The sequence below is a fragment of the Pantoea sp. B65 genome, assembly GCF_047308185.1.
Classification (GTDB): Bacteria; Pseudomonadota; Gammaproteobacteria; order Enterobacterales; family Enterobacteriaceae; genus Erwinia.
Genome location: NZ_JAHXPU010000032.1, coordinates 1 through 11,476, shown reverse-complemented (window position 1 = coordinate 11,476; position 11,476 = coordinate 1). Strand labels below are relative to the sequence as shown.

General features: G+C 56.7%; 9 protein-coding genes and 1 pseudogene. 4 read left to right on the top strand and 6 right to left on the bottom strand.

Features of this window, described 5'->3' with window-relative positions; genetic code table 11:
* Positions 1-23 precede the first annotated feature (23 nt).
* The 3 genes from JWF83_RS13465 to JWF83_RS13455 all read left to right on the top strand — a co-directional run bounded on the left by JWF83_RS13465 (position 24) and on the right by JWF83_RS13455 (position 2,439).
* On the top strand, positions 24-764 hold the full coding sequence (locus tag JWF83_RS13465; protein ID WP_413650761.1) for an ABC transporter ATP-binding protein: 741 nt from the start codon (positions 24-26) through the stop codon (positions 762-764).
* A complete protein-coding gene (locus JWF83_RS13460; RefSeq protein ID WP_413650759.1) occupies positions 761-2,269 on the top strand; it encodes a serine hydrolase domain-containing protein in 1,509 nt (502 codons plus the stop codon). Before JWF83_RS13465 ends, JWF83_RS13460 begins: the two co-directional genes overlap by 4 nt.
* An 86-nt stretch (positions 2,270-2,355) precedes the next feature.
* Positions 2,356-2,439, top strand: a complete 84-nt coding sequence (locus tag JWF83_RS13455) for a SymE family type I addiction module toxin (RefSeq protein ID WP_413650809.1) — start codon at positions 2,356-2,358, stop codon at positions 2,437-2,439.
* A 401-nt stretch (positions 2,440-2,840) separates the two neighbouring features.
* On the opposite strand, the gene JWF83_RS13450 is transcribed toward JWF83_RS13455, so the two are convergent.
* Both JWF83_RS13450 and JWF83_RS13445 read right to left on the bottom strand, forming a co-directional pair.
* Positions 2,841-3,110 (bottom strand): Imm50 family immunity protein, encoded by a 270-nt coding sequence (locus tag JWF83_RS13450; RefSeq protein WP_413650757.1) that lies wholly within the window; start codon positions 3,108-3,110, stop codon positions 2,841-2,843.
* 12 nt (positions 3,111-3,122) lie between these two features.
* Positions 3,123-3,617: pseudogene (locus JWF83_RS13445) on the bottom strand (HNH/endonuclease VII fold putative polymorphic toxin); the annotation flags it as partial.
* A 353-nt stretch (positions 3,618-3,970) separates the two neighbouring features.
* Here JWF83_RS13445 and JWF83_RS13440 point away from each other — a divergent pair.
* Complete coding sequence (locus JWF83_RS13440) at positions 3,971-4,144, top strand: SymE family type I addiction module toxin (protein ID WP_413650808.1); 174 nt, start codon at positions 3,971-3,973, stop codon at positions 4,142-4,144.
* Between the two features lie 47 nt (positions 4,145-4,191).
* Here JWF83_RS13440 and JWF83_RS13435 read toward each other — a convergent pair whose 3' ends face one another.
* Genes JWF83_RS13435 through JWF83_RS13420 form a run of 4 tightly spaced genes read right to left on the bottom strand, consistent with a single transcriptional unit; the run spans position 4,192 to position 11,428 of the window.
* Complete coding sequence (locus JWF83_RS13435) at positions 4,192-4,473, bottom strand: hypothetical protein (RefSeq protein WP_413650755.1); 282 nt, start codon at positions 4,471-4,473, stop codon at positions 4,192-4,194.
* A 2-nt stretch (positions 4,474-4,475) separates the two neighbouring features.
* Positions 4,476-9,065, bottom strand: coding sequence for an RHS repeat-associated core domain-containing protein (locus tag JWF83_RS13430; RefSeq protein WP_413650754.1), 4,590 nt, complete (start codon positions 9,063-9,065; stop codon positions 4,476-4,478).
* 3 nt (positions 9,066-9,068) lie between these two features.
* The gene (locus JWF83_RS13425; RefSeq protein WP_413649433.1) at positions 9,069-9,500 is read right to left on the bottom strand and encodes a DcrB-related protein; all 432 of its coding nucleotides are present in this window, start codon (positions 9,498-9,500) and stop codon (positions 9,069-9,071) included.
* Positions 9,497-11,428, bottom strand: coding sequence for a type VI secretion system Vgr family protein (locus JWF83_RS13420; protein WP_413649432.1), 1,932 nt, complete (start codon positions 11,426-11,428; stop codon positions 9,497-9,499). The genes JWF83_RS13425 and JWF83_RS13420 overlap by 4 nt, the downstream gene beginning before the upstream one ends.
* Positions 11,429-11,476 lie beyond the last annotated feature (48 nt).

The window sequence follows — 11,476 nt, the reverse complement described above, 5'->3', positions numbered from 1 at the left end:
CATTGGGCTCAGGACAAAACACAATGATTAATATCGATAATTTACGTATCGCTTTTGGCAGCCATCAAGTGGTGAAAGGCGTCAGTTTTCAGGTGGGCAATGGCGACAGCTTCGGTATCGTCGGCGAAAGTGGTTCAGGTAAATCCACTATTCTGCGGGTACTCGCCGGGCTGAACAACGAATGGCAGGGCCGGGTAGAATTTGGCGGCGCGCAGCTAACGGCACAGCGCGGCCGCAGCTTCTTCCGTCAGGTGCAAATGGTGTTTCAGGATCCGTATGGCTCGCTGCATCCGCGGCAGACTATCGATCGCATTCTGCAGGAGCCACTGCTGGTGCATCGTCTCGATCGCGCCGAACAGCGTATCGCCAAAGCGCTGCAGGAGGTGGGGCTGCCTGCCAGCGTGCGCTTTCGCTATCCGCACCAGCTTTCCGGCGGCCAGCGTCAGCGTGTGGCGATTGCCCGCGCCATGATTGCCGAGCCGGAAGTGTTATTGCTGGACGAGCCGACTTCGGCGCTGGACGTCTCAGTACAGGCAGAGATCCTTAATTTGCTCAGCGACTTGCGTGAAGAACGCCAGCTTACCTATATTATGGTGACGCACAATCTGGCGGTAGTGACCCATCTTTGCCAGCGTATTGGCGTGATGCAACAGGGTCAGATGGTCGAACAGCTGAGTTCGGAGGATCTGCGCGCACGTCGCATTCAGCACCCGCATACTGCCGAACTGTTTGATTTAAGCATCACCCTTGAGGAACCCGCATGAAGCTTAACTGGCAGCAAGCCAGCGATGTCGCCGCCCGGCTGGCATCCGGCTGGGATCGACCCGGCGAACCAGGCGGTGCGATCACCCTGTTTGATGCAGAGATGATCCACGCCAGTCATAGTGGCGGTCTTGCCGACCTGGCGCAGCAAACGCCGTTCAGTAGTGACAGCGTGGTACGTTTCGCCTCGGTAACCAAACACCTGTTTGCCGCGATGGTCAGCGGCCCGGCCAGCCAGTGGCTGAAGCTGCCGGACCGCCTGGGGCAACATCTGCCGCAACTGAATGGCGACGCGGGGAACGTCACGGTCGGACAGGCGCTGGATATGACCGCCGGTCTGCCTGATGTGCGTGAGACCCTGTCGCTGCTCGGCCTGTCGGTATATAACGCCACCAGCGCCGCCTCACTGCTCGATTTTGTCGCCGGTAACGGCGAGCTGAGTTACCCCTGCGGCAGTGAAGTCTGTTACTCCAACACCGGCTATCGTCTGGTGGAAGAGGCGCTGAAAGCCAAAGGCATACTGTTTAACGACCTGTTGCAACAGCATATTTGTCAGCCGCTGGATATCCGCCTGATTGCGGCGGAAAGCTGGTTTGATATTGTGCCGGGCCTGGTGCCGGGTTACTGGCGTCAGGGCAACCAGTGGCAGCTGGCCAGCGCCGGGCTACATCTTTCCGCTTCCGGCAGCGTGACCGGCAGCGTAAGCCATCTCAGCCGCTGGCTGCAGACTTTGCTGGCGGATCGGGGGCCGGGCGCCGGTGTGCTGGCCCGTTTAGCTGCTCCGCGCTATCTGCGTGACGGACGCGAAACCGGCTATGGCCTTGGCGTGGCGCATTCACGTATTGGCGCCCATCGTCTGGTGGGCCATGGTGGTTCACATGCCGGTTATAAAACCTATTTTCTGCTGCATCCTGAGCTGAAGGTTGGTCTGGCGCTGGTTGCCAACCGCGAAGATGTCACCACCTTTGAGAATGCGTTAAATATCATGGCGGCGCTGCTGGGTGAATCCCTGCCGGAGAAAGGTCATGATCTGCAACCCGGCCTGTACGCGGCGGAAAACGGCAGCGACTGGCTGGAGATTAACGGCGTAACCGCCAGCTGGCTGGGTGCAGGTGAAACGCTGTATCGCAGCGAGGTGCCGGGTGAAGCAGTTTCCCTCTCCTCCACTTTCCCGATGCGTCTGAAGCACGACGCGGAGGCGATTGTCGGTGAAATCGGTCTGGCGGCGCGGCGCTTTGTGCCGGTCATCGCCGATAACAGTATCGATCGGCTACAGGGTCGCTGGCAGCTGGCAGCCAGCCGCAGCGTGATCGATATCGCCGGTGATCGTTTGCTGATGGGGATTGGCCCGGCATCAATTACCGCCACGCTGGTCTCGCTGGGACAAGATCGGGTGCTGGCGACGTCGCAGGATGGCCCCTGGGAAAAGCGCTTTGTGATCCAGCGCGAAGAGGATGGTATTCGTCTGCTGCTGAATCGCAGCCGGATAGTGAAGTACCGCCGTTAATCGGGCGGCAACGCCTGCCTGACAGTCAGTAAGCAGGCGTTACTGATGGCAGAAAGGTGTCTGAAGCGCAATAGTCCGGCAACTGGCTGTGTGAGGCGGGGTTTAAGACCGGTCAGGCGGTGACGGTCAGGGTTGAGGCGGGTTGTTTGATCCTGGCGGCAGGCGGCTGAAGGTAAAAAGCCGGAAGGATCGTTGGGGTCGCTTCCGGCTTTACCCGTGCCGCGCAGGGACGAGGTTTCACGCAGCAGTTTGCCCCAGGCGCTGTTGTGTCCTTCACAGCGCAGACCGCCTTCCGCATCGGTCAGCCGCTCCGGCACGCCGTTCACCTGGTTGTGAAACCAGGTCCCGCACCCCGTCAATACGCGCCAGCGGCTCATAATTTATAGCTGAAAATTCAAATGTGAGAAAAAATGCTCAGTTCACTCCTGGCTCTTGCTATTTTACAATTTACATTAGTCCCAGCGTTCATCTATATAAGGACTAATTGACTCAATAGTTAGAAACTCGGACTCACAATAAATTTCAAAGTGTTCATTTTTGATTGCAACTGTTGCTGTTCCAGGTAAAGAATTTACTTGCGGATCACAGAAAAAAACACTCTTCCCCCCTCACATTTAAAGTTTCTTACCCCATCAAACCCCAGCACCAAATTAATTGCACTATAGCCACATCCATCCCATTTTTTTGGGTGTTTCTTCGGAAGCCCTTTTATATTGAAAGAGAACTTTACTGAAGAATGACCATAAAATGAAAAACCAGTCAATTCTGCATTGCATATGTCTAACCCTCCATCAAACATATGGGTTATTTTTTCTTTATGCAGAGCATTATCAAACCACATATCAATACCTTATTAAAAATTGTAATGCCCATGAGTGCCAAAAACACTCCCTGTAATCGAAATATTCCCTGTTCCCTGTTCCCTGTTCCCTGTTCCCTGTTCCCTGTTCCCTGTTCCCGGTTCTAACGGTCTTACGTTAAAGTAGGGTTCGGCTCCATGTAAAGAGATTGCTTTAGAATGTCCTAAGCTATGTTCCTGAATAATGACGGTTGAACCATTTCTTTCTTTGTAATGGTATTGCCGGGTTTCTAAAGGAATACCATTTTTATCGCGCACAAAATTATCATATCCATCACCTAATTTAGCACGGCTTATCTCAAAAGGATGCTGACTATTGGGTATTCCAGCATCACGTTTAGCCTGTCTGAACGCATCCCTCCGACTGACGCCTTCATAGGTCGTTTTCTTGTTTGGTGAACATTTTGTTAATCCAGGCGGATCGATCCAGCTCAGCGCATTCGGCGCATAAGCATACAGATTCAGCCCACCCGCCAGCCCGATCGGGTCATCGGGATGATTCCGGTGCCATCGTACTTTTTAGCGGCTTTAACTGACTGATGTTGCTGGCTTTTCAGTGGCGCGCATCGCCATATTTGACATATCATTAACACTAAGTTCCCGACGCGCACTTTTGCACCGCACACGCTACCGCCCCGCCGTGACCTTCCCTGTCTGCCCTGCCACATGATAACAGCGGCGTCAGCCGCTGCCATTCGTTGCCTGAGCTTTATCCCGCCAAGATAATCTCGGAACCTTAAGAGAAGCGCATGTTGGGTGGTGGAGTGGACAAAATTTATGTTGATTTACGGACTTATATCAGTGTTACCGACACTAAGCACGCTTGAAACTCAGAGCGGGACATTTCCAAAACGGAACGGCGCTGCATTGTGAGATACAGGCCGCAAAGAGGCGATCACAACACACCGGCACTGAACCTGTACGGTAAGTGGCTGCGTGAGGCAGGGTTTGAGACGGGCAGCACGGTGACCGTCAGGGTTGAGGCGAGCTGTCTGATCCTGATTACCGGCGGCTAATAAAAAAGCCGGAAGGATCTCGGGGATCGCTTCCGGCTTTTTATTATTTATGGCATTCGCATGACACATTCCCTCAGACGTTTAAGCAGTTCTGGATCATTGAGGCAATCAACCGGCTTAACACCCTCTAATGCCGGGACTTCGCGTTCTATCCACCATAAGCCCTCTTTCAGGCCTCTTTTTCCATAGATAATAATTGCTAAATCTAAATGACCTTCAAGCTTTTCAGCAAGCAAACGAGCGTTATCATCTAAATAATCCTCAGCATAAAAATCTGCGTAACTTTTCCATTTTTCGTCGCCAGCGTAATGATGTTCTAAAGAAGACATATCTAGAATCCAAAAAATGATATTAGGTTAGAACCTGTAGAATTTCTTGCTGATGGTGCAAGTATGCCGTCATACCCTTGCGCTTTCGCCCAGCTTCCAATTTGGTGAGTGACGTCGTATGAATTACCAGTGATATCTTTCAACGAAACACCTAATTTATCCCTCACACCAGAATTAGTGAGATCCAGAACATTGTTTAACTGCACTTTCTTACTAATTAACACTCGGCTTGATAAATCTACATTCCAGTGAGTTACTTCAGACAGCGCAGTTTTACTTGAATTTGCGCCATATACCCCACCCAAGCCTTCATCTGTATACCTATGCGATGCTTTAATATTCCACTTATGAGTTGTCCATGTCGTGCTCATCCGGTCAGGTTCTTCAAACCGATAAACCGTCCGATTAACTTTCCTGCCTTTAGGGGCACTTGAACATTTCAGACCCAGTGGATCGATCCAGCTAAGCGGGTTAGGAGCGTAACTGTAGAGATTCAGACCACCATTTAACCCAATCGGGTCCGGCTGGGTAAACCGCCCGGTCACCGGGTCATAATAACGGAAAAGATTGTAGTGCAGCCCGGTTTCTCTGTCCAGATACTGTCCCTGAAAGCGCAGATTCTGCGGCACCACCAGCTTAGCGGTATGGCTTTCATACAGGGTCCCGCCCCAGCTGCTGAAACGTCCCTGCCACACCACTTCACCGTGTTCGTCGGTCAGTCGTTCCGGCAAACCGTTCAGTTCGCTGTGATACCAGCGGATCTGCCGGCTGTCACCGGTGATATCCACCCGCGCCAGCGGCTCCCAGCTGCCTTCACTGTACAGATAGCGCACGCTGCGATCCGGCGTGCGGCTGCTCTGCTCGCCCACCATCTGCAGACCCTGCCAGTGGAAAGTAATCACTTCAGCGTCAGATTCTGCCTGCCCGTGGCGATACAGTATTTTATGCGTGCGCCGGCCCAGTACATCATAGCGGTACTGTACCCGCTGGTATTCCGGGTGCCCGCTCAGCCGCACTCCGGTGACCTGATGCTCCGCGTTATAACTGAAGTGCTGTTCCGGTGCGCCCTGTTCAGCCCTGCGCCACAGCAGACGACCAAAGCCATCATACTGCTGGCGCGCGCCTTTCAGCCTGCGCAGCAGGTTATGCCACACCACCTCACCGGCGGTGTCGGTACGGTTACCCGCCGGGTCGTAATAACAACGCTCTTCCAGCCCGTCTGCAATGCGGTGAGTCAGCTGCCCCGCCGCATCATAACCAAAGCGCTGCTGACTGAAGGCTGGCGCAGGATCTCCCGGTGCCAGCGACATCAGCATCTGCTGCGCCACCTGATCGAGACGATCCCACTGATAACGGCGTTCCAGCACCGCATTCCGGCGCATTACAATACGGCCTGCCGGATCGTAGCGCGTTTCCAGCGTCAGCGGCCCCTGACTGCGACTGATTTCACGATGCAGACGGTCACGGCCATAAGCGGCAATTTCAGCCTGCTGCCCGCCATGCTGCCAGTTGTGCTGCAACAGATGCCCGCTGCCGTAACGCAGGAAACTCTGCGTGCTGCCGTCCGGCCCCTGACTTTGCTGCAGATTGCCCAGCGCATCGTACTGATACTGCCAGCTGCCGCTGTGGTTCTGCTCACTCTGCAGACTGCCCAGCGCATCCGCCGTCAGGCTCAGCTGCTCATCCCACTCCGGCTCCACGGCCTGCTGCTGCGCCGCCTGCCATTCAGCCTGCGTGGTGCGCTGAATGGTGACGCTGCGCCCGGCATACTGATAGCGGGTGACACTCTCCGCGTTGCTTTTTGTCGCCAGCCGGCCCGACAGATCATATTCCAGCCGCGAAACCAGCGGCGCCTGCGGTTCACCGTTCTGCGCCAGCGGCTGCTGTGTCACCGAGGTGACCTGACCACGCGCATTATAGCCATAACTTTCCCGCCGTCCGGCGTAATCGGTCTGCGCCAGCAGGCGTTCGCCGCTGTCCCAGGCAAAATGCCAGCTGTCATTGTTCGGGTTAATCAGCCGGGTCAGGCGGCCAAAACGATCATAATCAAAACGGGTGTGATGACCCGCCGGATCGGTCTGGCAAATCACCTGTCCGCGCACGTTGCGCCGTACTCTGCGTTCGGAAAAACCGTCAGTATTCTCACCGACCAGCTGTCCGTGCATATCGTATTCGTAGCGGGTTTCGCGGTTATCCGCACGTATAATCGCCTGAATACGCCCGGCGGCGCTCCGGCGACAGGAGGTGGTGTTGCCTTCCGCATCGGTGGTACTCAGCAGCCTGCCCGTTGCGTCATACTGCGAATGGCTGCGGTAGCCTGAACAGTCCTCAGCGCTGATCATCTGGCCGCGCTGGTTCCAGCCGAAACGGCGCGTATTGCCCGCCGCATCGGTTTCGGTAATCAAATCCCCCTGCGGGTTCCATTCCAGGCGCGTAACGCCACCCAGCGGATCGGTTACCGCCACCACATCGCCCAGTGCGTTATGCTGATAACGCCAGCAGGCGCCGCCGGCCAGCACTTCCTGTTGCGGCAGTGACCAGACCGGATGCCAGACCGTCAGCCGGGCTTCCCCCAGCGGATTATGCATGGCAGTCAGATTGCCGCGCTCATCATAGTCATATTCCCAGCGCCCGCCGTCGGGAGCGGTGACCGCCTGCAGCAGCTCGCCCTGATCCGCCCACTGATAGCGCCACTCCGCGCCATACATATCTGTCCAGGCGGTAATACGATGCTGCGCATCCCACTGATGGTGGCTGCTGCCACCGGAAAGACAGGTCACCGTCGCGTTACGCGCCAGCTCATCGCTGTCAATGATCCAGCTTTCCAGCGTCTGCTGCCGGTCGTCCACCACCTGATAACCGGTCACCCGCCAGCAGCTGCCATCCGCTGCCGGTCGCCACTGGTAATTTACTGTCAGGCCGGTCACATAGCGGTGGCTGGCCAGCATATCGCTGGCGCGATCCCAGCTGAAACGTCGGGTGGTGACGTCATCAGCGTCGGTGACGCTGACCAGCTGTCCCTGCTCATTATAGCCGTAACGTACCAGCGGATAACGCTGCCCCTGAACCCGCTGATGCACCGCCGCCAGGCGGCCATGCACCGGTTCATAGCTGAGCTCTGCCACCATTGCCTCATTATCACCGGCGACAGCAATCAGCTGGCCCGCTTCATTCCAGCTCAGATGCTGGCAGTTGTCGTGACGGTCATAGATGCGGGCAATGCGCCATTCGCCCTCACGTGTCGGATCCGGTTCATACAGCTGATGCTCACCTTCACTGGTCTGTAACACCACCACGCCCTCAGACGTGCAGTAAAGCGTCAGGCCGTCCTCAGCGAACTGAATCACATCCCCCGCACGCACCGCCCCCATCTCCAGCTCGCGACCCGCCATATCCCGCCAGCGAAAATGCAGTTCCCCGCTGGCCGCACGATAGCGAATCAGCCGGCTTTCAAACGGCAGCATCCACCCCTGGCCCAGCATTCCGGTCGCCGGATTACGGCTGTGGTAAACACGCTGCCAGTAAAGCGGGATACGATCTTCCAGTACAAAATCAAGATCTTCAGCGCCGGCAAGGATCTTGGCGCCGGTGGCGATACTGACCGGATGGAGGGTTTGCACCGCACGGGCGGCAATGCCGCCTGCCGCTTCGCCCGCCGCGGCGGAAAAGATCGGGCAGGGAATACTGCGCAGCAGCCTGCGCACCATCACCCGGTCAAAAGCGCGGCCCGCCAGTTGCAGCAGCTGTTTCAGCTCACCGCCGCCAGCCATCCCGCCGATAAACCAGGCCAGAAAGTTTTTACCGCTGCGAATATCCCGGACCACAATGCTGTCGCCACCGATACGCACCCGCGGATCGTCGCCGACCTCGATTTTTGCCTCGCAGGTGCTGCGGTCGCCATTGCGCGCGGCGGGATGACCATTAATCAGTACCTTTTTAGATCCTTCGGCGAGGAAAATCCGGCTGCTGTCCCTGTGCTTTTTGCATGACACGGTATCCCTGTCGGCTGGCGTACTCTCAGGGCTGGCAGCGGCGACCATCGGCTGAGAAAGGTCTGTCCACAGCGTGCTGAAGAAGTCAGCGACATCCGCTGCGGCGGCCTGGCTGATTTTCTCCCCCAGCGCGCTGAAAAAAGCGCCCGGGCGGGCGACGGTCGCGGCGATACCCGCCGCCATGCCGACAGCAATTTCCCATGCGGAAGGCCCCTGCTCCTGTTCAGCACCGGCGGGCGCATTAAGAAAGGCATGATCGACGGTGCCGGCGGCGCGCGCCGCCAGCCTGCCCTTAATACGCACATTGCCGGAACCACTGGTGATCACCGCATCCGGTGGCCCGGTCAGACCCAGTGCGCCGATAAGGCGCTCCACCGCCCCGCCGGCGGCATTGCCCCAGCGTTCAGGAAAACCAGTAGCGATGGCGCCAATGGTCAGGCCAATTCCCAGCGCAATACCCACGCCGCCCGCCACCATGGCGGTACTGGCAAGAAAAATCCCGGCGTAGATGGCTCCTTCCACCACCCCGCTGACAAAGTCACTCAGTAGTGAGCTGTGGATCAACGGATCATCGATTCTCGCGGCGACCTTATCTGCCATCAGTCAGACTTCCGCCATACCGGGAATAAACGCCTGCCGAATCGCCTGCCAGGCCAGACGCTGCTGCGCAGTAAACTGACCCGCGGTGCTGAAGGTTAATGCCAGTAAATGATCCTGCGCCCAGGCCACCAGCAGCTGTTGTTCCACTACCACACCCTGATTTTCAAAGCGCATCGCCACCTGCTGCGCGGGTAGCGGGCCCAGCGTGCTCTCTTCGGGTAACTGCGCGCTAAACTTTTTCATCTTGCGCTTCACTTTTTGCAATTGCTGCTGCAAAAAGGCATCCATCTGATCGGCCGTTACCTGCCAGTCGCGGGTAACCACCAGCGTTGCGCATAAACCGGCAAGACGCAGGACGGTGATACTCTGATCCTGGACGACGGCGGGCAGATGCAGCGAGCCCTCAGATAAGACATATTGCACGGGCAGGTTCATTTGCTCCCCCCGGCATCTTTACTGGCGAACACCCTGCGGACTTCTGCGGCAATTTCCTCCGGCGTTGGCGCCGGCGCCGGCGCCGCGGCTGGCTGATTGATATTCAGATCGAGTGTGCCGCCGGTGTTGATTTCACCCTGCCCGGAAGCATTGATCTGGAAGTTTCTGCACTGTAATGAAATGGTGCCATTGGGGTTCATGACCAGCAGGCTGTCACCGGTGACAAAGGTGATGCCGCTGCTGGCCGCCAGCATAACGTTGCTGTTCGATTTCAATATATAGTCAGTGCCGACCAGCTCGCTGCGGGCGTATTGCGTCTGCTGGGCGTACTGGCCGCTGACTTTGCTGGCAAAGCTTTTCTCAATGCTGATGGAGTGATTACCGCCGACAGCATGGGTTTCATCATTCTTCACCCGGGTATCCATATTGCGCTCAGCCTGCAGCCACAGCTGTTCCGCACCGCGTTTATCTTCAAAACGCAGCGCATTGGCATTGTCCGCCGTGCCGTTTTTACTGCGGCTGATAAAGCCCATCTGGGTGGCGGCGGCTGGTAATGTCCACGGCGGCATACTGGCTTCGTTATACAACCGACCGGTGATAATCGGCCGATCCGGGTCACCGTTAATAAAATCGATCACCACCTCATCACCGACGCGCGGGATCTGTACGCCGCCGAAACCCTGACCGGCCCAGGCGCTGGAGACGCGCAGCCAGCAGGAGCTGGTGTCGTCGCCTTTTGCCAGCCGGTCCCAGTGGAACTTCACCTTTACCCGGCCATATTTATCCGTCCAGATAGACTCCCCCTGCGGCCCCACCACCCGCGCGGTTTGCGGGCCGCAGGTGCGCGGCCACTCGCTGCCCTGCAGCGGACGGAAGGTGACATCCGCCGGGATCACCATAAAGTTGATCTGATAAACGCGGCTGCCATCATCACCACTGGCGTAGCTGTTCTCTTCCAGTTCGTAACTGGCGCTCACCACCAGATAGTCATCACTGTCGCTGGCAAAGGGCGGATTGCTGAGCGTAAAAGTGTACCCCGGCGCCACCCCGGGGGCGTTGCCCCGCGCATCAATGCGCTGATACTGCGTCTGCCATGCCTGCTGGCGGATACGGGCATAGTATTCGCCCTGGGCATGGTGCACGAAACGCCCCGGCCATTCGTAGTAGTCAATCTGCCCCGGCGCGGTGGACGCCGGATTCTGTCGTGCCTGAAACAGCCAGGCGTTTGGCTGGCGGAAGTCGTAGTCATCAAGGCTGTAGAGACCCGGCGTCACCTGCTCGCTGATCGCCCACTGCGTAATGCCCTCTTCCCCGATGCGGCCTGCGGACGGGGTGGCGTAATAAGGGATAACCTCATAGCCGCTGAATGGCTGCCGGGATGCGGAGTCCATCAGCACCAGCGTATGCCTGTCGGCTTCATGACGGAAAAAATAGAAAATCCCTTCCAGCTCCATTAGCCGCGAAATAAAGTTATAGCTGCTCTCCTGATACTGTACGCAGTATTCCCAGCAACGATATTCGCCGGTCAGATGGTCTTCGACCGCAACGCTATATTCGCCCAGTACGGTTTTAATAATATCCGGCACCCGCTGTTGCTGAAAAATACGCTGATTGCGATCGCGCTGCAGTGGCCATAAGTCCGACTCCATACACAGGCTATATACCGTATAACGTGTCCCGCTCAGTTCAGTGCTCTGCACATTCACCGCGGTGATTTTACCGTTAAGGTAGCGTGACGCGGCCAGCACCGGCTGGGTGGGGAGGGTCAGAGTGATCGGTTGCCCGAGCAGTGTTTTGCGATCAAGGTCCGCATTGCTGCTCAGCAGGCAGACATTCAGCGTAAACGGGCGGGACAACTCCTCGGTACCGGACAGTTTCCAGAAAAGAAGTCCTTCGGCAGGTAATTGCACAGAAATACGTTCAGGCATAGGATTCCATCCCGATAATAATTAATTCCGTTTTATTTATATGGCATA